Origin of the sequence: Sporosarcina ureilytica (assembly GCF_001753205.1) — a bacterium.
GTDB lineage: Bacteria > Bacillota > Bacilli > Bacillales_A > Planococcaceae > Sporosarcina > Sporosarcina ureilytica.
The window spans coordinates 1,554,869-1,578,064 of record NZ_CP017560.1 but is presented as its reverse complement, the minus strand read 5'-3'; the positions used below and the strand labels follow the sequence as shown (position 1 = coordinate 1,578,064).

The 23,196-nt window shown below is 37.7% G+C and carries 17 protein-coding genes; 2 read left to right on the top strand and 15 right to left on the bottom strand.

The annotated features are described in order from the left end of the window. Window positions 1-18: 18 nt before the first annotated feature. The 9 genes from BI350_RS07825 to BI350_RS07785 all read right to left on the bottom strand — a co-directional run bounded on the left by BI350_RS07825 (window position 19) and on the right by BI350_RS07785 (window position 11,661). Window positions 19-1,158 (bottom strand): acyl-CoA dehydrogenase family protein, encoded by a 1,140-nt coding sequence (locus tag BI350_RS07825; RefSeq protein WP_075527586.1) that lies wholly within the window; start codon window positions 1,156-1,158, stop codon window positions 19-21. A 10-nt stretch (window positions 1,159-1,168) separates the two neighbouring features. Further along, complete coding sequence (locus tag BI350_RS07820; RefSeq protein ID WP_075527585.1) at window positions 1,169-2,314, bottom strand: CaiB/BaiF CoA transferase family protein; 1,146 nt, start codon at window positions 2,312-2,314, stop codon at window positions 1,169-1,171. Between the two features lie 137 nt (window positions 2,315-2,451). Next, the gene (locus BI350_RS07815) at window positions 2,452-3,786 is read right to left on the bottom strand and encodes a YjiH family protein (protein WP_082295000.1); all 1,335 of its coding nucleotides are present in this window, start codon (window positions 3,784-3,786) and stop codon (window positions 2,452-2,454) included. 100 nt (window positions 3,787-3,886) lie between these two features. After that, the gene (locus BI350_RS07810; protein ID WP_075527584.1) at window positions 3,887-5,467 is read right to left on the bottom strand and encodes a helix-turn-helix domain-containing protein; all 1,581 of its coding nucleotides are present in this window, start codon (window positions 5,465-5,467) and stop codon (window positions 3,887-3,889) included. 6 nt (window positions 5,468-5,473) lie between these two features. Beyond that, a complete protein-coding gene (hutU, locus tag BI350_RS07805) occupies window positions 5,474-7,114 on the bottom strand; it encodes a urocanate hydratase (RefSeq protein ID WP_075527583.1) in 1,641 nt (546 codons plus the stop codon). 133 nt (window positions 7,115-7,247) lie between these two features. Continuing rightward, on the bottom strand, window positions 7,248-8,540 hold the full coding sequence (gene hutI, locus BI350_RS07800) for an imidazolonepropionase (RefSeq protein ID WP_075527582.1): 1,293 nt from the start codon (window positions 8,538-8,540) through the stop codon (window positions 7,248-7,250). Between the two features lie 21 nt (window positions 8,541-8,561). After that, window positions 8,562-10,052, bottom strand: a complete 1,491-nt coding sequence (gene hutH / locus BI350_RS07795; protein WP_075529295.1) for a histidine ammonia-lyase — start codon at window positions 10,050-10,052, stop codon at window positions 8,562-8,564. A gap of 59 nt (window positions 10,053-10,111) precedes the next feature. Beyond that, the gene (gene hutG, locus BI350_RS07790) at window positions 10,112-11,074 is read right to left on the bottom strand and encodes a formimidoylglutamase (protein WP_075527581.1); all 963 of its coding nucleotides are present in this window, start codon (window positions 11,072-11,074) and stop codon (window positions 10,112-10,114) included. A gap of 128 nt (window positions 11,075-11,202) precedes the next feature. After that, window positions 11,203-11,661, bottom strand: a complete 459-nt coding sequence (locus BI350_RS07785; RefSeq protein ID WP_075527580.1) for a RidA family protein — start codon at window positions 11,659-11,661, stop codon at window positions 11,203-11,205. Between the two features lie 210 nt (window positions 11,662-11,871). Between BI350_RS07785 and BI350_RS07780 the strand changes: the two genes are divergently transcribed. Next, window positions 11,872-12,762, top strand: a complete 891-nt coding sequence (locus BI350_RS07780; RefSeq protein WP_075527579.1) for a LysR family transcriptional regulator — start codon at window positions 11,872-11,874, stop codon at window positions 12,760-12,762. Window positions 12,763-12,810: 48 nt separating this feature from the next. Here BI350_RS07780 and BI350_RS07775 read toward each other — a convergent pair whose 3' ends face one another. From BI350_RS07775 to BI350_RS07755, 5 genes are all read right to left on the bottom strand, one after another. Beyond that, window positions 12,811-13,791 (bottom strand): C-terminal binding protein, encoded by a 981-nt coding sequence (locus BI350_RS07775; RefSeq protein ID WP_075527578.1) that lies wholly within the window; start codon window positions 13,789-13,791, stop codon window positions 12,811-12,813. Between the two features lie 24 nt (window positions 13,792-13,815). Beyond that, on the bottom strand, window positions 13,816-14,916 hold the full coding sequence (gene hisC, locus BI350_RS07770; RefSeq protein ID WP_075527577.1) for a histidinol-phosphate transaminase: 1,101 nt from the start codon (window positions 14,914-14,916) through the stop codon (window positions 13,816-13,818). Between the two features lie 63 nt (window positions 14,917-14,979). Then, the gene (locus tag BI350_RS07765; RefSeq protein WP_075527576.1) at window positions 14,980-16,263 is read right to left on the bottom strand and encodes a TRAP transporter large permease; all 1,284 of its coding nucleotides are present in this window, start codon (window positions 16,261-16,263) and stop codon (window positions 14,980-14,982) included. Then, a complete protein-coding gene (locus BI350_RS07760; RefSeq protein WP_168157258.1) occupies window positions 16,260-16,760 on the bottom strand; it encodes a TRAP transporter small permease in 501 nt (166 codons plus the stop codon). Before BI350_RS07760 ends, BI350_RS07765 begins: the two co-directional genes overlap by 4 nt. Before the next feature lie 216 nt (window positions 16,761-16,976). Continuing rightward, window positions 16,977-18,014: a TRAP transporter substrate-binding protein gene (locus BI350_RS07755; protein WP_075527574.1), complete on the bottom strand. Its 1,038-nt coding sequence runs from the start codon at window positions 18,012-18,014 to the stop codon at window positions 16,977-16,979. A gap of 412 nt (window positions 18,015-18,426) precedes the next feature. Here BI350_RS07755 and BI350_RS07750 point away from each other — a divergent pair, with 412 nt between their 5' ends. Beyond that, on the top strand, window positions 18,427-21,423 hold the full coding sequence (locus BI350_RS07750; RefSeq protein ID WP_082294999.1) for an efflux RND transporter permease subunit: 2,997 nt from the start codon (window positions 18,427-18,429) through the stop codon (window positions 21,421-21,423). A gap of 75 nt (window positions 21,424-21,498) precedes the next feature. Here BI350_RS07750 and BI350_RS16635 read toward each other — a convergent pair. Further along, window positions 21,499-22,826, bottom strand: a protein-coding gene (locus BI350_RS16635; RefSeq protein WP_155767493.1) for an IS3 family transposase whose coding sequence is annotated in 2 segments (ribosomal slippage) — window positions 21,499-22,448 and window positions 22,448-22,826 — 1,329 coding nt in all. Because the reading frame shifts where the segments join, the coding sequence is not laid out codon by codon here. Between the last annotated feature and the right edge of the window lie 370 nt (window positions 22,827-23,196).

The window sequence follows — 23,196 nt, the reverse complement described above, 5'->3', positions numbered from 1 at the left end:
GAAGAAATTTCACAAGCTTTATTTCAATAAATGATGAGCAATAACCATTTTCTGCACTTGTGATGTTCCTTCAAAGATTTCTAGAATTCGCTGATCTCTGTACAGTCTTTCAACTGTATACTCTTTCATATAGCCATAACCGCCATGGATTTGAACGGCTTTATTTACAATTCTATTAGATGCTTCAGAGGTAAATAATTTTGCAATTGATGCTTCTTTTGACAATCTATATCCTTCTTTATCTTTTAAACTAGCTGTAAAATATGTGTACAATCGGCCGACAGCAAGATCCGTCTCCATCTCTGCCATCATCCATTGAAGTCCTTGGAACTTGTTAATTGTCTGACCGAATGCTTCTCGTTCCTTCGAATAGTTTACCGCTTCATCGATTGCAGCTTGGGATAAACCAATGGCCATTGCAGCAATTCCGATTCTTCCGCGGTCAACTACTTGCATCGCAATTTTGAAGCCTTCTCCTTCTTCTCCAACAAGGTTTTCTGCCGGAATGACACAGTTTTCAAAAATGACTTCGTCTGTTGTTGCACCGCGAATTCCCATTTTGTCATCGCCAGCTCCAAATGATAAACCAGGCGTATCTTTTTCAACGATGAATGCACTGATTCCTTTACTGCCTTTTGCTGTATCTGTTTTTGCATAAACAACTAGTGTATCTGCATAAGAACCATTTGTGATAAAGATTTTCGAACCATTCAGCACATATGTATCTCCATCACGTTTTGCAGTTGTTTTCATGGAAGAAACGTCCGTGCCTCCAATCGGTTCTGTCAAACAAAAGGCAAATAACTTTTCACCTTGGCAACCTGGAACTAAATACTTTTCTCGCTGTTCTTTATTTGACGCAAGATAAAGTCCATCTATCCCTAAATAATGGGCAGTCAAGATTGAACCCGTTGCAGCACAGCCATATGTAATTTCTTCAACAGCAATTGCCTCAGAAATAGCATCAGCGCCAACGCCACCGTCTTCCTCTGGATACGCAATTCCTAACAGACCAAGTTCCCCCATCTTTGAAATATGTTCTTTAGGAAAACGATTGTCACGGTCAATTTCTTCTGCTTTAGGAGCAATGACATCTCTTGTGAAATTTCTGACCATATCTCGAATACTTTTTTGTTCCTCTGTAAAATCAAAATTCATAGTTGATCACTCACTTTGCTTTAAATTTCTGTTTAATCATGTCGTTATGTTCACCTAAAGCTGGGCTTGGTGACTTAACTTGTATAGGTGTTTTTGATAATTTAACAGGGTTACCTGGAATACGTGTCTTACCTGCAATTGGATGCTCAATCTCAAGCAACATTTCTCTTTCTTTTACATGATCACTTTCACTGATTTCAGCAATATTTAAAATTGTTGAGCTAGGTACTCCAGCCTCATTAATAAGATTTACTGCTTCTTCAGCAGTATATTGTGACAGCCACTCTTCAATAATTACTTTTAATTCGCTTTCATTTTTCCCACGCTCAATATCTGTCACAAAACGTGCGTCCTCTAACAACTCTTCTTTATCCATCACCTTACAAAGTCTAGCGAATAAAGACTCGTTCGCCGTTGCTATGACTACATGTCCCTCTTTACTTTCATATACATCAAACGGCGCACTAATCGGATGGCGATTTCCAACTCGCTCAGGAGTAACGCCTTCTGATGTGTAACGCATGACATTATGTTCAAGCAATGCGAAAATTGAGTCGACCATCGCAACATCGATTTCTTGACCAATGCCTGTTCGTTCCCTATGGAAAAGAGCAACCATCACGCCATATGCTGCATAAAGCGCTGCACTCATATCTCCAAGTGATGCACCAGATCTAGTAGGCGGATTGTCTGGATAGCCAGTGATACTAGCAATTCCCCCCATAGCTTGTGCAACGATATCATAGGCAGGTCGCTTACTATAAGGTCCATACTGACCAAAACCTGAAATCGAACAATAGACTAAACCTTCATTAACTTCTTTCAAAGTTTCATAATCTAATCCTAACCCTTTCATAACACCAGGGCGGAAATTTTCTACAATAACATCTGCTTCTTTAATTAACGCCATTAAACTTTCACGATCGGAAGCTTCTTTCAAGTTCAACTCAACACTTTTTTTACCGCGGTTCAAAAACATGAAATAACCGCTTTCACCATTTTGGAACGGACCAAAATGTCGAGTATCATCTCCTGTTTCCGGCCTTTCAATTTTAATAACTTCTGCTCCCATATCTGCTAACAACATCGTACAGTAGGGACCAGCTAAAACTCTTGAAAAGTCCAAAACTTTTATTCCTTCTAAAGGTTGCTTCATTGTAACCCCTCCCCTTGCCCGAAGATTCTAATATCACAGAACTTTCGTACCCTTACTTAATACTTTATCAGAAAGTGTATTTTTTGATAGTTGAAAATTATACGATAAAGTGTACTTTTCCACTGTAACATTGTGCACTATAAGAAAAGGTACGCAACTGGAGTAGTAATCATCAATGTTAAAACAACTCTTATAAACCAAATAACGACTAATTTCGGTACACTGAAAGGTATATCTGTCGCCAACATACTTGGAATGGAAGCTGAGAAAAATAAAATTGACGATACAGATAAGACAGCTACAATATATTTCGTCATTAACGGAGCTCCGACAACTAATAAAGATGGCAAGAAGATTTCTGTAATGGAAATCGCACTTGCTTTAGCGACTAGTAAAGGCTCGGGTATTTTTAATAGGTACGTAATCGGATAGAAAATATAGCCTAATAAATCAAAGATCGGCGTATAGGTTGCCAATACTAAGCCAAGAAGACCTACCGAAAGAATTGTCGGCAAAATACTCATGACCATTTGAATACCTTCTTTTAAACTGACAAGAATATAGCGGTATAATGGTTCACTATCATCCGCGACTTTAAGTGCTTCATTCCACGCTGTTTTTAAACGATCCTTTTCGATGACTAATTCCGGATCTCCTTCTCCATTAACATACGTATCCGGTGTACTACTGATTGGCCATAAACGGGTTGTAATAGCCGTCACCGTAAATGTGATGACTAAAGATGTCCAGAAATAAAAGTTCCAAATCGACATGATATCAAGCGTGTTCGCAATGACAACCATAAACGTCGCCGATACAGTTGAAAATCCAGTCGCAACAATTATCGCTTCTCTTTTCGTATATTTCCCCTCATTATAAATACGGTTCGTAACCAAAAGACCAATCGAATAACTTCCGACAAACGAGGCGACCGCATCGATTGCTGACCTTCCAGGTGTTCTGAAAATCGGGCGCATGACCGGTTGCATTAATATTCCGATAAATTCGAGTAATCCATACCCGACAAGTAAGGCTAAAAAAAGAGCGCCTACAGGAACGAGTATACTAACAGGAGTAACTAAAGCATTCAGTATAAACGGACCCATATCTTCTTGAAACATCCAGGCTGGACCTACACCTAAAATAAGCATGAGTCCAAGTATCAGTCCAACAACTTTTAGGAAAGACATAATCGTAGATGTGATCGTTTTGTTCCAAGTCCGAGTAACAAATGGGTAAGTTGCTCCCACAACTAAAATAATTGCAATGTAGAAATGTATGACAAACGGAGGTATTCCACCTCGTAAAAATGTTACGATATGATCGAGCATGATAGACGATTTACCGTCGATTGTTATCGGAATAAAAAACATAAAAGCGCCAACAGCACTATAAAAAACTAATTTAAATATATTTGAAAATTTTATATAACTATGTGCCATCGTTGTTTCTGTAATATTTTCAGCTTTCATCACCGTTTCCCCCTTATGTTAACGCTTACATACAATAGACTATTCCCCTTCTATTTCAGTTCATAGATTAGTAGACAAGTATCACTGTTAAAAATACCCCTTATATTTTACTAGTAGTTAAGATACTATTTCGGTAGGCACTTGGTGTCATCCCGGTATTTCTCTTAAAAACTCTACTAAAATACTGGGAAGAGCTGTATCCAACTGATTCAGCAATTTCAGAGACAGCCAAATTTAAATCTTGTAGTTTCTCTTTTGCTTTTTCCACCCTTAAGTTTGTTAAATACTCAATAAACGAAGTTCCTGTCGTTTGCTTAAAGATCGCACTCAAATAATTTGGACTTAAATCGACCTTATCAGCAATCAAATCCAGGCCGATATCTTCATGAAAATAATCTTCAATAAATTGCAATCCTTGTTGTACAGATTTCAGCACTTCTTCATTATGACCTTCATTCACATAGTGGATATACTCATTAATAATATCTGTCATCCACGCATCAATCTCGGCTATTGATTCGATGTCATGAAGTTCTTTGGCATGTTTTATTTGTAATGGCATCATCTGTTTTGGATTTGCACCATTTTGGATTGCTGTTTTTGTCAGTGAGAATAATAAATCTAACACTTGCAGACGAAAGTCTTCAGGCTGAAAATTACGTTTGGTAGCGACAGATTGATAAATTTCTTCCCAAATTGTATGTACAGCGGTAATATCGCCAAGTAGAAATTTATTAGTCATTTCTTGAATTTGAATTTTGTATTCGTGATATTTTGGCGTATCGAAATAATCCAGCTCTTCTTTATGGATGATAGCGTTTTCTTCTTGAAATAGTCGATGGCTTTGCGCTTGTTCACTTTCTTGATAAGAAAGATGAAGGTTACGTGCATCTTCGTAATAATTTCCAATTCCAATTGTAACCGTGTAGTCTGTTTCATTATTAATTTGTGTACGGATTTTTTCTGCATATTCAATTGCAAGCTGCTTATACTTCTTTTCCTCTAATTGGACTGGTAAAGATAATAGTATGGCAAATTTCTGTTGATTCACGAGAACTGTTAATGATTCATAGTTCAGCTCACAACCTTGCATCGCATGAAGCACTTCTTCTCGTAATGATTTTTTCCATAGTTCCCCTTTGTTCTCCACTAATTTGGTAAAGTGGTCAATTCGTAATAATAGAACAGTATTTGGGATCAGTGATAGATTTGCCAACTGGCTGCGTTCCCATATTTCTTTCGCATTTTTTATATTTCCATGTAAAAGATCATAGGCTAAACTTGCTCTAATTGAATTAATTTTATATGTTTCTTTTTTCTGCCTTCTGCGTTTTGCTCTTTTTATGTCTGCAAAGGCATCTGTCAGGATTCTCAGTAAATCAGGGATATGTACAGGGAGTGTAAGACAATCGTACGCTCCTAAAAACATTAACTTTTTCACTTGTTCTATAGAAAAGGCTTTGTTTATAAAGATAACTTTTGACATATCTAGCTGTTTTAATTGGTTCAGGAAGTAAGAATACTGTTCCTCTTTGATATCGGAAATATTCAGAATGACCAAGTCGTATTTTGAGAAGTCCATTACATCAGTAAGTGTCTCAAGAATCTCAATTTGAAAATTTTCGTAATCTGACAGTTCATCATAAAGGATTCGGTGATTGTAAATTCCTAATGAAATCATGGTGTCTCACCTCTTACCTAGTTTTATTTTATCTAAGGCCTTTTTCGCCTGTTCATACCCCGCATCAGCATGTCGAATAATACTCATTCCCGGGTCAACCACTAATATCTTTCTTAGTCGTTCTGATGCTTCATCACTTCCATCAGCAATGACGGTCATCCCAGAATGTACTGAGTTACCAATCCCGACTCCCCCACCATTTTGGATACTGACCATCGATGCTCCGGCGCTTGCATTTAACATCGCATTTAAAATCGGCCAATCTGCAACAACATCACTACCATCAAGCATATTTTCAGTTTCCCTGAACGGGGCTGCCATTGTACTTCCTTCAGAATGATCTCTTGTTATAGCAATTGGCGCAGAAAGTTCTCCGGATTTCACCATTTCATTAATCAAAGCACCGATTTGCTCTCGCTCTTCATAATCTAACCAACAAGTTCTAGCGGGTAATCCATTAAAAAATATTTTTTCTTGAACAAATTGAATCCATCTAGCAACACGTTTATCATGGTTAAAAGTTTCCAAAACAATTTCATCAATTTTATAAATATCTTCCGGGTTTCCTGATAATGCAATCCAACGACACGGCCCCCTACCTTCACAATATAATGGCCGTAAATAGTCACTAGCAAAACCAGGTAATTGAAACGCTTGCTCATAACCAGCCTGATACGCTTGGTTTCTTAAATTATTTCCATATTCAAATACGATTGCACCGCGTTCCTTAAAATTGACCATTGCTTCTACATGCAAAATTAGTGATTCTTTAATGAGTTCATAATAATGGGCTGTATTTTTCTTACGTAACGTCTCCGCTTGCACCAATGACAAACCATTAGGAATATATCCCATGTGTAAATCATGAGCGGAAGTCTGGTCTGTTACAATATCTGGAATAAAATTCGCTTTAAGCGCTTCTCTATATACTTCAGAGACGTTTCCAATTAAGGCAATTGCTAACGGCTTTTTGGCATTTGCTGCTTCTTTCGCTAATACAATAGCCTCTTCAAGCGTATTCACTTTAATATCGCAATAATTATTTTTTAACCGCTGATCGATTTTCTCTTCCGAAATTTCAACAACAATACAAACGCCACCATGCATCGTAACAGATAAGGGTTGGGCAGCACTCATGCCGCCTAACCCTGAAGTTAATACGATTTTCCCTTGTAATGTATGATTGAAATGCTTCCTGGCAATTTCACCCATCGTCTCAAACGTTCCTTGCAAAACGCCTTGAACGCCTATATATGCCCAAGAAGCCGCCGTAGATTGACCATACATCATTAATCCTTTATCAATTAATTCACTGAAATAGTTATCTGTCGACCAATGTGGTACAAGGACAGATGAAGCATTCACAATTCTCGGCGAACTTTCGTATGTTTTAAATTTCCCAACCGGCTTCCCAGACTGGATTAGTAAAGTTTCATCCGTGGCTAGATTTTGCAACTCATCAATGATTGCCTGCACCGCTTCGTAATTTCGCGCAGCTTTTCCCCGGCCGCCGTAAACAATTAAATCTTTACTACTTTCCGCGACACGAGGATCTATACTATTAAGAAAAAGCCGTAATAATCCTTCTATTTCCCAATTCTGACAGCTAATTTCCGGCCCTGTTGGTGAAATTAACACATTTGACATACTAAAACTCCTTCGCCTAAAACTTTCATCTAACTGCTTGTGAAGCTTACTAAGTCTTTGAAACTATAACGTACATAGGAAGTGTCATCACAAATGAAAACGCTTTTTGTGTTCAGAAAGTTAGAGGCGATTCTTAGTAAACAGCCGCTGACTTTATGATATGTCCATCCGATACAACTACGTTTCCTTTTTTAACAACCGTATGTGTATGATTCATGCCATATTGATACGAAAGCATTAAATGGTTTTTAACATCAAACAATGTGAAATCCGCATCTTTACCAACCTCGATACTTCCGATACGATCTGCCGCATCAATTGCATGGGCTGCGTTAATTGTTGTTGCTGTAATGACCTCTTCCGGTGTCATTCCCATTTCTAAACAACCTAAGTTCATAATAAACTGTAATGAAAGGGTTGGAGAGGACCCTGGATTCGCATCAGTAGATAGAGCGATCGCCATTCCTGCGTCAATCATTTTACGAGCTTCCGCATAATCAGCCATTAAGAAGAAAGCTGTTCCTGGCAGTAATACGCCAATCACGTCATTTTCCGCCATTGCTTTAATCCCTTCATCAGAAGCTCTTAATAAATGCTCTGCTGAAACAGCCTTAACTTCTGCTGCCATTTCTGCTCCGCTGTATGATTCAATTTCATCAGCATGGATCTTTGGCTTTAAGCCGTATTTCTTACCAGCTTCTAAAATTCGTTTTGACTGTTCTGGCGTAAATACACCTCTTTCGCAAAACACATCATTAAATACAGCTAGGTTTTTTTCCGCAACTACCGGTAACATCTCGTTAATAACGATATCAATAAATGCTTCCGGATTATCTTTATACTCCAACGGGACTGCATGTGCACCCATAAATGTTGAGATCAAATCGATTTGATGATCTTCATTTAATTTCTTAGCAACTTCTAACTGTTTTAATTCATCTTCCAGTGTTAGACCGTAACCGCTTTTTGCTTCAATCGTAGTAATTCCACCCAGCAACATTTTATCTAACCGTGCTTTTGATTGTTCATAAAGTTCATCAAAACTCGCCTGTTGTGTTGCACGTGTCGTTGCATGAATTCCGCCACCTGCATTCATGATTTCCATATATGTTTTACCTTCTAAACGCATTGCGTATTCATTTTCACGCGTTCCTGCATAAACGATATGTGTATGAGGATCTACAAGTCCAGGCGTCACAACTTTACCCGTTGCATCGATTACCTCTGCTAGATTTACTAGGTCCTGATGCTCGTTACGAATTTCTTCATCTGTTCCAACTGCTACAATTTTACCGTCTTTCGACAAGACACAACCGTTTTCAATAATTCCAATTTCACTCATCGCTGTTTTTTTAGCTGGTTTCTCAGAATGCCCCCTAACTGTAATAAGTTCTGATGCATTTTTTATATATAATACATTTGACATGTTCATTCCTCCTTGAAATAGTTAAATCTTAATCTCTTTTAAATAATTGTATAAGTTTTCAATATCTTTATGGAAAGCTCGATCTTCTGTAATGCTTGGAACGATATGATTTATCGTCTTCCATTTTTCCCTAGTTTTTTCGGCCGCTTTTTCCACGCCTCTATATTCAAGTGCTTGCATCGCACAAATAGCCTCAATAGCTAAAACTCTCTGACTATTTTTGATAATATCAGCTGCATGCCTTGACCCGATCGTCCCCATACTAACATGGTCCTCTTGATTTGCAGATGATGGGATAGAATCGACACTTGCTGGATGGGCCAACGTTTTATTTTCAGATACTAATGAAGCCGCAACATATTGCATAATCATTGCACCTGATTGTAGACCTGGCTCTGGACTTAAAAATGCTGGTAAACCCTCATTAAGCTGCGAATTTACGAGTCTTTCAGTCCGTCGCTCTGAAATATTCGCAAGCTCCGCGACACCTATTTTTAAAAAGTCCATCGCAAATGCAATGGGTTGTCCATGAAAATTACCGCCAGATATTACCGTATTGCCATTATCAAAAATAAGCGGGTTATCTGTCGCAGCATTTATTTCAATTTCTAATTTTTCTTTCACGTAATCCAATACTTGCCAAGTTGCCCCATGTACTTGAGGGATACACCTTAACGAATACGCATCTTGTACTCGTTTCTCCCCTTGACGTGTTGTTAAATTACTGCCCTCTAACCAATTAAGCATCCTTTTAGCAACTGCTGTCTGTTGTGGATATCCACGAACTTCATGAGTTTCTGGTAAAAATGCGTCAGTAATCCCTTCTAGTGATTCAATTGTCATTGCACTAATCCATTCACTGTCTAAGGCCAGTTGTTCAGATGCAATATAGTTGACAACTCCCATTGCCGTCATTGACTGGGTACCATTGATAAGTGCTAATCCCTCTTTAGCTTGTAGTGTAATCGGTTGTAGATTATGTTTTTGCAATACTTCTAACGAATCAGTAACTTCACCGGATTCTGTAAAAACTTGCCCTTCCCCGATTAACACTAGCGCTAAATGTGCAAGTGGCGCTAAATCCCCTGAAGCCCCTAATGATCCTTGCTGTGGAATAACAGGAATAACATTACAATTAATAAGTTGTTTCAATAACTCGACTACTTCAATACGGACTCCTGAATAACCTTTCACAATAGCATTTAAGCGTAAAACCATCATCGCCTTCGAAACAATACGGGGAAAGGGTTCACCTACACCGCAAGCATGGGAACGTATTAAATTCAATTGTAGGTCTGCAACATTTTCTTCCTCAATTTTAACATCACTAAATTGTCCAAACCCCGTGTTAATTCCGTAAACCGTTTCTGCACTCTTTACTATTTTATCTACTGCCGCCCTACTTGCCTTTACTTTTTCCATGCTCTCTTCGGATACTTTTACTCTCTGATTTCCATATAATATTTCTTTTAATTGGTTTATCGTTAGCGTATCCCCAGTAAGTTCGATCATATCTTCCCCCCCATTTCTAATCGGTTCTGCAAGTGAGTTTGCTTTCACACCAAGCTGAATCATACCGTGTTCTCCACTCCTATATCATAAAAGGTTTTTTCTTTTTCATTTAAATGTGTTAAAGTTTCTCCAATCACATAACTAATGAGTCTACTCGTTTTATCTGCTATATCGAGCGTAGGATTAACTTCAGAAATATCCATACTTAAAAAATTATTTTGCTGTACAATATGTTTTGTAATCGCTCTTACAAGTTGCGGCTCAATTCCAAATGGAGCCGGAGCACTTACACCCGGGGCATACGCTTGATTGATTACATCTGTACAAATCGTATAAATAATATAATCTTGTTCTTGTGAGAATTCACTTATTTTAGCAAAAGTATTTTCAAGCGGCTGAATATCCTGTTCCAATATATATTGTACATTTAATTCATCTGCCGTTAAAAACAGTTGTTCTGTATTCCCTAATTCCTGTATTCCGATGCATAAATATTCCGCTTTTTCATCATCTTCCAAAATTTGACGAAACATCGTTCCAGATGATGACTGCTCATCCAGTCGTAAGTCAAAATGTGCATCTAAATTTATCATGCCGATTTTCTTATCTTTACCTAGTGCCTTTCTTGCCCCTAAGTAATGACCATAAAATGTTTCATGACCCCCACCTAAAATAATTGGCGTGTAGTTATTTTCCAATAATTTGGCTACATGATGTCCTAATTGTGCTTGTGCTTCTTCCAAATCATTGTTAATGCAACGTACATTACCTACATCTATAAGACTTTTATTTTCGTTGTGATAAGGAATGCTTGCAAGTAGTTTCCGAATTTCATTTGGTGCCTTAGAAGCACCTAATCTACCTTGGTTTCTTTTAACACCTTCATCACATTCAAAACCAACAAAACTAATAGTTCGTTGTTCTTTTCTCTTTAATTCATTTATATCTATATTTCGAACGATTTGATGAATGCGCTTACCTTTTCCATTTTTATCAACTCGTCCTGTCCAATTATAATACATAAAAATTCACCCCTGCTGACAGTATCATCAACTCTATTGTATTCCATCATATTTATTTACACAAATACGAATTTTCTATATATGTATAGTTTCAGTCAATAGATAATTAATAACTCTCACAGAATTCGTCATTTTATCTCAACAATCATTTCAATTTCTAACGGTATATTGAATGGTAATGAATTAGCCGATAAAGCTGTACGGGCATGTTTACCTGCTTCCCCAAAAACATCTATCAAAACTTGGGAGGCCCCATTTATAACAGAAGGTTGCGCTATGAAACTATCTGTTGAATTTACAAAACTTAACAATTTGATAATCTGTTTAATCCTATTTAAATCACCGATTTCCTGTTCAATCACTGCCAAACAATTGAGCATCGTCAGTCTTGCGGCATCATAACCCTGTTCAACGGTTAAATCTCTCCCCAACTTTCCTTCATAAGCCAATTTCCCGTCAATTCTGCAATCTTGTCCGGAAGTATATAGTACGTTCCCCATTAAACGGCAAGGGACATAAAGACCAGCCGGTTTAGGGGGTGTTGGTAAAACAATCTCTAATTCACGTAATCTTTTGTATATACTCATTTCACTGAACCTCCAAAATTAAATATTAATTACCTATAGGTTACAACTATATAAAGCTTATTTTTTAACAACCTATGCTATAATAAACAAAATACGCCTATATAGATTTCATAAAAAATGTTACAAGACTTTCCGTGCAACTTAATAAAGCAAACTTCTAATGTTATTTATTTAACTAAACTTATTAATAGTTAAGGTTGGTGATTCCATATGGATGAAAGACAGTTACTCTATTTTACCGCACTCATTGATAAAGGATCTTTTACAAAAGCTTCAAAAGAACTACACATTTCCCAACCATCATTAAGTTCGGCTATAAAAAAATTAGAAGAAAGCATGGGCCTTACTTTAATTGAAAGAACTACACGAAAAATCTCTTTAACCAAAGAGGGCGAAATTTTATATAAAGAAGCTAAAAATTTACTGAATCAATTTACACATGTAAGAGAAGAAATGTCCCGTCTAAAAAATCTCGGTCCTCTAGAATTGCAAATTGGCTTAATCGAATCTGTAAAATCATGGTTACCGAAAGTCATCTCATCTTATATCAAATCAAATCCGGATATCCATATTCAACTAGTTGAAGTGCTTGGACTAAAACAGGTCGAGTTAGCGCTAAAAAACTATAAAATGCATCTCGCGATTACTAATCAATATTTCGACAATAAAGAAATCGTTACGATACCAATTTACAAAGAGAACTTGGTTGCTGTGTTTCCCAAAGAACATTCCTTGCAAAACAAACAAAACATCACACTGAATGATTTAATGCATGAAAAGTTCATTATTGGTAAAGAAGGGTTTCAAACCCGTCAAGATATCGTAAGTGCATTTCGAAACGCAGGAATTAGTCCCAATATTCACTTTGAATTTGAACGATTTGAAACCGCCTTTTCACTAGTTGAGGAAGGCCTCGGTATCACAATTGTTCCAGAAAATTATATTACTGCTTCCAATCATGCATCACTGACAATTAAAACAATTGCTGACAGTAACTTAGCAAGAACAGTTTATCTTGCATATATGAAAAATCGTTATTTACCTCCCGTTGTGGAAGAATTTATTACGAGAACGAAAGCGTATTTTAAAACTAAAAAATGAACTCTTATTTTACATGTTAAGAGTTCATTTTTTATGGCAACTAAATTGTTACACCTTTACTTTTACATCATTTTGCACAAACTCCGGAACCTCCCCGTCCATTGCACGAATCACATTTAAAGCTGTCCGTGAGCGGAGTTCATATTCCGATTCAATTGATACATAAGATGAATGTGGTGTTACATACACTTCATCTAAATGAAGTAGCTCCAAATCCTTATTTGGCGGTTCCTCTACTAAAACATCCAGTCCCGCTCCGGCAATATGTCCTTCTTTAATGACAAGAGTTAAATCATCCTCATTTATTATTGCGCCTCGGCACGTGTTAATGATGATTGAGCCTTTTTGTAATTGCTTTAGGCGCTCATAATTAATAAGTCCTTCTGTTTCTTTCGTTAATGGCACATGTAAACTTAAAATATTTGACCTCTCTAGCAATTCTTCCAATGTGACAGATTCGACCCCGAGTTTTGTAAACACTTCTTCTGGAACATATTTATCATGAGCGATCACATTCACACCAAATACTTTAAACTTTTTCGCTACTTCTTTAGCAATCCGACCAAACCCTAAAAGTCCTACTGTTCTGCCTTGTAGACGATGAATTGGTAATGTATCTAACGGATCCCACTGCCCATTTTTCACTTGTTCATTATAAGCACGAAGTCTACGAGAAACAATTAACGCTAAGGCAATTGTATGATCTGATACTTCGCCAATACAGTAATCTGCCATATTCGTTACATAAATCCCTTTTTGCGCGGATGCATTTAAATCAATATGGTTAAATCCAACACCGGAAGAGGCGATAATTTTGCATTTTGTTAATCGGGAGATGTATGCTGCACCAAAATTAAATCCAACTTGTGCAACAATTCCGTCCGCATCTTTTCCGAATGATTCAAAGTCGTTTTTAAAAGATTCACTTCTTGTCACTTTAAACTCAATATCATGCTCTGTATATATTTCTTTTTCCAATTCATGTGTAAACCACTCATCATCCAAAATCCAAACCCTTTTCTTTCCCATGAAAAATCATTCCTCCCATTAACGTTATCTAACAGTTTTAACTGATTCTAATTGTTTCAATGTGGACAGTAACAATTCATTTTGTTCTTTCGTACCTATTGAAATTCGGACATATTCATCATATCCCCAACCGGTACATGGTCGAATAATAATCCCCTTTTTCAACAACGCATTAAATAACTCTTGTGCGTCACTTTTAATATGGATGAATAAGAAATTCGTTGATGACGGATAGACGGTAAAGCCGAGCTCCTCCATCTTTTCAGATAAGGCTAGTTTTTCCGCTTCATTCATTTCAAAATGATCTTCAGTAAATTCCGTATCATCCAATGTTGCAACAGCCGCAGCAATCGCTGGTCGATTCACTGCAAACGGTTCTCGAAGACGTAACATAGGCGCTAACATTTCCTCTGATGCAACTGCATAACCAACTCGGAGACCTGCCAAGCTATAAAACTTTGAAAATGTTCTAATCGTAATCACTGGATAGCCCTTCTTGAAAAAATCAATGCCAGTTAAATAATTTTCTTTACGAACATATTCGATATACGCCTCATCCAGAATGACAGTGACATGTTCAGGAACACTGGCAATAAATTGTTCCAATGCATTTGATTCAACAATCGTACCTGTTGGATTGTTTGGATTACAAATAAAAATAAGTTTTGTCTTATCTGTAATATTTTCTTTTAAGCTATCAAGATCAAAGGTCAATTCCTTTGTTAAAGGTACTTCAACAGGTTTCCCCCCCATTAAAAGCGTTGTAGAGCGATAGGCTGGGAATGTTGGCGTACAATAAAGCACTTCATCTCCTTCATTTACAAACGCACTAATTACAAATGAAATAACATTATCTGCACCATTTCCAGTAATAATCTGTTCTGGAAGAACCCCATAAATCGTTGCTAGCTTTTCTCTCAATTCAGCCGCCGTAGGGTCTGGATATAAATGCGATTCCGCCATTGCCTGCTGCATGGCGTCGACTGCTTTTGATGATGGGCCGAGTGGGTTTTCATTAGAGGCAAGTCGCAGTACCGCATCTAGATTGAATTCTTTCTTCACTGCTTCAATTGACTTGCCTGGTACATATGGAGCGATTTGTTTGACATATTTTCTCCATCTCATTTAATGACTGCTCCCTTCTATCGTGTTTTATTTGCATTCTTATAGGATTGACATGCTATTCATTCAATTTAGAGCAATATTAGGTATAAACAGAGACAACTGCGGAATTAAAATAAGTATAATCACGACAACAACCATTGCGATAATAAATGGAACTAATGCGCGGCTTATCCGTTCAATTGACACTTTACTAATATGCGAAGCAACAAACAGATTTACCCCAAGTGGCGGAGTAACATATCCAATCGCCAAGTTACAAATCATAATGACACCGAAATGAATTGGTTCCATACCAACAGCAGTTGCAACAGGCAGTAAAATAGGTGTCAATATGACCACCGCAGAAATTGTATCGATAAACATTCCAACTACAAATAAGAAAGCACTAATAATGAGCATCGTAATGATCATATTTTCAGATATGCCTGTAATGAACTCGGCAATCGTTCTTGGAATTCGTTCAATACTAAGTAAATAGGCAAAGGAAATCGAAAAACTAATAATAATATTCACTGGAATCGTGATGAGTGTAGCCTCTAAAAATGCATCATAAATTTTACTTAAATTCATTTCTTTATAAACAAAAACACCAATGATAAGCGCATAAATACATGCTACTGCAGCGGATTCAGTAGGGGAAAAGAACCCACTATATATTCCACCAAGAATAATGACAGGAATCAACAATGCAAATTTCGCATAGTTAAATGCTTTTACCACTTCCATAAAAGTTGGAAATTTTCCTTCTGTCGGGAAATCTCGCTTTTTTGCAATGCCATAGGAGACAATCATTAATACAGCTCCAACCAAGATACCTGGAATGATCCCTGCTAAAAAGAGTCCGCCAATCGATACGCCACCAACGATTCCAAACATGATAAAAGGAATACTTGGCGGGATAATAACACCGATAGATCCAGCCGTTGCTGTAACAGCAGCCGCAAAACCTTTATCATACCCTTTATTTGCCATTGCTGGAATCATGAACGATCCAATGGCCGCAACCGTTGCGGGTCCGGAACCTGAAATAGCCGCAAAAAACATACTAGCTAGAATCGTTCCATGCGCCAAACCTCCAACTAAGTAACCTACCAACACATCAGCTAAATGTAATAATCGCTTTGAAACCCCACCAAGACTCATTAAAACCCCTGCTAAAATAAATAGCGGAATCGCCAAGAGAGAAAATGAATCCAGTGAAGTAAACGCCTGTGTAATAATAGAGCCTAATGGAAGATTAGTTGCAAATACCATCGTAAATAATGTAGATGCCCCTAAAGAGACCGCAATCGGAACGCCAATTAACATGAGTGCAAAGAAACTTATGAACAACACTGCAATTGTCATTTATCTACACCTTCTATCCCTGCATCTAGTAACTTACCTTTCCATATCATTCTAAATTGCTGAACCAGACGAATCGCCATCAGTAAACCACCAAGTGGAACGACCGTATAAGGAATAGCCATTAAAATACCCATTGACGGTGCCTTTTGCCCTGTTCCGATTAAATGCAGAATAAATTCCGTACCTTTTACAGCAATAAATACCATAAAGGTAAAAAATAAAAGGGTTGCGATTAAATCAATAAACTTTCTTCCTTGCGTATTAAATAAATCTCTAAAAAAGGTTACGCGAATATGACCACCTTTTTTGATCGCTAAACTTCCACCAAGCCAAATTTGTGCAACATGAATATATCTTGCCAACTCTTCTCCCCAAATGAGTCCGCTTCCGAAGAAATAACGAAATAATGCCTGACTAAAAATTAAAAGAAGAATAATAATCATGGTACTCGCTAATAATATCTCTTCAATCTTTCTTAATAGATTTAAAAATTTCACCGCATACATCCTCCACTTCGTCACTTTAGTCGTTACTTTCTTCTGACGAGCGTAATTATTCTGTCCTAATTGTAGAGTGTTTTCTGGTGTACATTTCAAATAAATAATGCCATTTATTAGTTTCACTAAATTTTCGCACAGTCCGTTTAAATAATTTCCCGATTGTTATTTATGAAAATAACAATCGGGAAATACTTTGTTACCTTTTTTTATTTATTACTGATTTCTAACTAAATCCATTAATTCAGAACCTAGTTGCTCTTCATACTTGTCCATAATAGGCTGTAATCTTTTGCCCATCTCTTCTCTTACTTCTTCAGACACAATATTTGCCTCTAGTTCTTCTGTTAAAAACTTAATAGCTTCTTCATCGTATTCTTTGGAAATTTCTCTTTCATACGTTGTAAATTCTTCTCCAGCCTCATCTACAACTTTTTGTAAATCTTCTGGTAAAGAATCATAGAAAGCTTTATTCATAATTAGCGCTTCTGCAGTAAATGAATTATCAATAATTGAGATATACTTCTGAACTTCATACACTTTAGAGCTTTGAATCAACTGTGCCGTTGTCTGCATTCCATCAAAGATATTTTGCTGTAGAGCAGAGTATAATTCACCGAATGCATACGGCTGTGGGTTTGCACCAAACTCTTTTAAACTATCTAAATGAATGTTGTTTTCCATTGTTCTAAGTTTTAAACCTTCAAAATCCTCAATTGTTTCAAGTGGTCTGGAGTTATTCGTAATTTGCGTCAATCCCGCACTACCCCAACCGATTCCTTTTAACTGGACCTCTTCCAACTTTTCTTTAAGAATATCTCCTAATTCACCATCTAATGTAGCGTTCGCATCATCAATATCTTTAAACACAAACATAAAGTCTAGTGCCTGAAACTCTTCTACAAAGTTAGATAAAGGTGCTGTCGCTGGGCTCGCAGCTTGAATATTTCCTGCTTGAACCGCTTCAATTGCTTCTCTCTCAGAAGCATATAATTCAGCATTTGAAAAAACTTCTACTTGTAATCTGCCATCTGACTTTTCTTCAGCTACTTCTTTAAACCTGATTAATCCTTTGTGTAACGGTGTATCTTCCTCAACTGAGTTTGAAATAGTGATTGTATACACTTCATCATTTGAGCTACTTTTACCACTATCCCCTTTACTCGAACTATCACTAGCACCGTCACTACATGCCGCTAAAATCAACAGTAAAAACAATCCTAAAACTCCTAATCTGCTTAACGTTTTATTCATAGTTTTTCCCCCTCGTTCTTTCAAATTTTTTGTAAGTCAAAAATCACATGATTTAAAACAGCTTCATATCTCCACTAACCACTCGTTTAAAGCGCTTTCAAAAGCCTTTTATTTTTCAGTGTCTGAAATTAAATATAACTCTTGAGTTCCCCACCCTCCATATGATTATTCTATTTGAATATTTACAAACTTTCAAATACTTATTATTAATAAACTTATAGTTTTCATCTATAAATTTACTTGAAAATACTATTGTAACTGAATCCTCTTTGATAAAGATTCGGCACGGGTACTCGTCATTACGACCTAAGTCCAATCCAAAATTCATTCCTTAGCCTGTTATAACTGCCTCCTTATTGCAATAAGATTAATGTGGAAGGTTAACCAATTCTAGGGAATGGGATGTGGGGCTTTGATACGATTTACAAATTGGGCATTTAAGAATAAAGCTGCTGTGATTTTGATGGTTGTTTTGTCGCTAGTGCTGGGGATTGTCAGTTATTTCACAGTACCTAAGGAGTTTTTACCGCCTGCGGATAATCCGATGGTGACGGTCATCGTGATTGGGCAAGATACCGATGCGGAAACGATGGCTGAGCAAGTGACAAAGCCAATAGAAAAAGCAATCGGTTCTGTGAAAGGGAAAAAAGATGTGTTTTCCACTGCTGCAGATGGCTTCACGTCTGTAGATATTTTGCTGGATGCATCGATTGATATGAAAGAAGCAAAGACACAAGTGCAGGAAGCAGTCAACAGCATTCATTTACCAGAAGGCTATTCGAAGCCAATCGTTTCACAATTAAATATCGATATGATTCCATTGTGGCAAATCGGACTATCTTTTCCAGGTGGCATCGACTCGAATGCCATGGAGAAAGTTGACAATGAAGTCATTCCGAAGTTCCAAGGAATTTCTGGCGTTTCGAATGTTTCCGTCTACGGCAGTCAACAAACGCAAGTGAACGTGACGGTGGATCAAGAAAAGCTGGCAAAGCATCAAATTCCACTCCAAGCGCTCATGGGCATCCTTCATGGGAAAAATCTGGCTGTATCGGTCGGGGAAGAAACGATTGATGATAAAACAACGAATATTAAAGTTGTCGGCCAAATTGACGGGATTGCCGCATTGGAAGCATTAGAAATTGTACCAGGCATTTCATTAAAAGAAATTTCGACGATTGACGTTGCAGATTCCAGTTCCACATTTTTCACACGTGTGAATGGTAAAGAGGCTATTGCCTTGGTGCTTTATAAAGAACCGAATGCCAATGCGGTCGCAATCGGTAAAAAAGTAGAGAACGCAATCGAGCAAGTGAATGTGGATCACAAGTCAGCTATTGAAGCATCCATGCTGATTTCATTTTCAGATTTTATCGTCAACTCTGTTGACAGCATGATGCAAGCTGTTCTGCTCGGTGCATTGTTCGCGACAATTATCATATTTGTCTTCTTGCGCCATATCCGCATGACAGCCATTACTGTTATTAGTATCCCATTATCACTCGGGTTGACATTATTATTCCTGTGGCTGTCAGACATTACGTTAAACATTTTAACAATCGGTGCAGTCGCGGTCGCAGTCGGACGATTAGTCGATGATAGTATTGTGGTCATTGAAAACATTTTCCGGAAAGCGCAAAGTAGAGATTTTTCAAAACCAGTCATTGTTGAAGCGACAAAAGAAGTGGCGTCTGCCATTACATCTTCCACGTTAACGACCGTCGCCGTTTTTTTACCAATGGGGCTTGTAAAATCGATGCAAGATCTTTTATTGCCGTTCGCCTTAACGATTACGTATGCGCTTTTATCATCCTTACTCGTTGCTTTAATTGTCGTACCGTTAATGAGCACAGGCCTACTACAAAAAGGAAAATTGCCTGCATATAAAACACCAAGGCAATATATCCGAATTTTGGATTGGTGTCTACGTCATAAATGGGTGCCACTTGTAACGTCAATCCTCATTTTTATTGGCTCAATTGGCTTATATTTTGCAATGCCAAAAGGGACCGAAGATGCGACCGATCAAGACGTCGTTCTATCCATCTCGTATCCAGATGAAGTACCATTTACGACAGTCAAAGAAGAGGTTTTGCAATTAGAAACATTTTTCATGAAGCAATCTGACGTAGAAGAAGTCATACTCTTCCTCGGATCAAACCCAGAAGATGCCGAATTTAGTGAAGTGAACGCACAGAATTCGGGACGTTTCCATGTTGTGATGAAAAGCGGTGCAAGTACGGAAAAATTAATCGGGGAAATTGATCAGCTAAAAAAGCTCTATCCTAAAGCCGAAATGGAAGTCTCCTTCGTTTCAATGATGCCTTCAGGCGGTTCGACCATTTCACTCGATATCGTAGGAAATGATGCGTCCCAATTAGGAACAGCAGCAAATCAGGTCATGGATGAAATAGAAGGAATCCATGGCGTTGAAAAGGTGTCGAGCAATCAAAGTGACGTCAAAACTGTCTACGACATCATCATTGATCATAAGTTGGCAAATGCAGAGGAAGTCGCAAGACAAGTGCAGTTGTTGTTAAATCCGATCCCACTCGGAATGATTAAGCTGGAAGACCAAAATACAATGGTCTATTTAGACAGTTCCATGCACCCAACGACAGATCATGAACTAAAAGAAATTCAAGTCATCGTAAACGAACAACTCGTTCCCCTTTCCTCCATTGCGAAAATCGATAAAGCGAATAAGCCGACGAGTGTATTACGGAAAGATGGAAAAGAATATGTACGCGTAACGATTGATGTAGAATCACAAGATTTATCCAAAATCTCCTATGAAATCACACAAAAAACGGCTGATCTTTCATTGCCAGAAGGGATTACGATTGAAATGGGCGGAGCGGCAAGTGCACAAGCCGACCAATTCGCAGAGCTGTTTCAGCTTATGGCGGTCTCAATCGGTCTCGTCTACTTAATTATGGTAATGACATTTAAAACATTACGCGCCCCGTTAGTCATTTTATTCACACTCCCTTTGGCAGTCATCGGAGCCGTTTTCGGATTATTAATTGCCGGGACGCCTATAGATATCGGAGCCATGATTGGTGCGTTAATGTTAATCGGCATTGTCGTAACGAACGCGATCGTCTTACTAGACCGGGTTAGACAAAATGAGAAAACAATGTCGATTCGAGAAGCATTGCTTGAAGCGGGAGCGACTCGCCTCCGTCCCATCGTCATGACAGCATTGGCAACGATTTTCGCCATGATTCCACTGTTAATGGGAAAAGAAGAAATGGGCAGCTTAGTCTCAAAAGGTTTAGCTGTGGTAGTCATCGGAGGATTGTCCGTTTCAACATTGTTGACATTGATCATTATTCCTGTCCTCTATGAGTTGTTTCATTTTAAAAAGGCGAAGAAACAGCGTATGGAAAGTTTAGAAACGCAATGATTAAAAGAGTGATCGATGGCTTTGTGAACTGAACCCTTATTTACGGACAGTTTAATAAAAAGGACTTTTTACAGTCTAGGCTGCAATTAGGTGACTTCGGTATTGTGCCGGAGTCATCTTTTTTAACGTCCATTGTTTGCGCGTCGTATTATAATGCTCCAAGTATTCGTCTATCATTTCCCTTAATTCACGTAAATTACATGCTTCCTCATAATCTACTTCATCTTTAAAATGCCCAAAGAAAGACTCCATTGGTGCGTTATCTAAACAGTTTCCTCGACGTGACATCGACTGAAGTAAGCCTATTTTCTTAACGCGTCCTTGATACTCTGGATGTGTATAATGGACACCTTGATCTGAATGGATCATTGCTTCTGGGTGAATATTTCCGTCTAATGTCTCTTCTAATTTATCTAATGTGCGATAAACCAATCCCATTTTCAAGCTAGTCGAAAGTTCATAAGCGACGATTTCCCTGGTTGCTACATCTTTGATACAAGATAAATAAGCTGTTTGACCATTACGGTACTGTAAATAAGTAATATCAGTTAAATATACTTTTCCGGGCTCATCTTGATTGAATGCTCGATTCAAATGGTTAGGAACCGTACGATGTGCCTGTGTTGCTTTCGCAATATATTTATATGGGTTTGCTCGACGCACTTTCGCAAAGAAATTATACTTTCTCATTAAGCGGAGAATCTTTTTGTGATTCATCGGTGTCACCACTAGTTCTTCCAATGCCATGTAAAGTCCTCGATACCCAATTTTCCCTTTGAATGCATCATAAATGCATCTTAGTAATAAATAATCTTGATAATCTTGCTCTTCACGAATCGCATGTTTCTCCGAATTTTGAAGCCAGGCATAGTATCCACTTCTACTTACACATGTTAAAGCACAAAGGTAACGCGTCATATTCTTTAGTTGATATTTCCGAATGACCTCGTTAATCAATGCGTATTTTTCGCGGGGTGCTAAAATTACTTCTTCACCTGCCTTTCGAGTTCCTCTAGCTTTTTTAGTAATTCTAATTCAGCTTCTAAATACTTTATACGGGCTTCAGCTTTTTCTAATTTCTTCTCAGATGATATAACTTTTGTGGAAGGGCGACCTGTGCCGCCTTTCCCCCGACGCTCTTCTAAAAAACCTTGTTCCCCCAATGTTTTATAAGTGTTTTTCCAACGACTTATTGCCGATTGGGCTTTTTTAGCTCCAATCACATCCAAGTTAAATCCATTCTCCATGAAAATCTGAGTCGGTCCCTTACCGTTCATATTTTCTTTGACGGCACGTATTTTAAATTCCGCATTATATTGAATGGCACGATCTGATACAGAGGCGACATTTGGATTTGATTCTAGTTGCTTTCTTTGAATTTCGTTGAAAATTATTTTACTCATTCGAAAATCTCCCGTTCTAAGTATTTTTTTTAGTATAACGGGTTTTTAAAACAGAAAAAACCCCGAATAGGTCACTTTTTTTAAAGTGTCCACTATTCGGGGTTCAGTTCATTGCGAATCGATCACTCTTTTTAAAATTGTTTGTTTAGGTGCCTGTCCCCTAAACAAACATGTTAATTTAAACAAACGTGATTGCAATACGTTGGCCTTTCTTCTTCATTTTGACCAACAACGACCACTTTCCAGGTTACGAAACAATTCGAAATTGTGTTGGAATCTGGCAATCGGTTTTCAGTTGAATAAAAACATTTCCAATTCGAGCCAATAATCTATTGAATTAGCTATATCTAACAAGGTATCCGGAGTAACT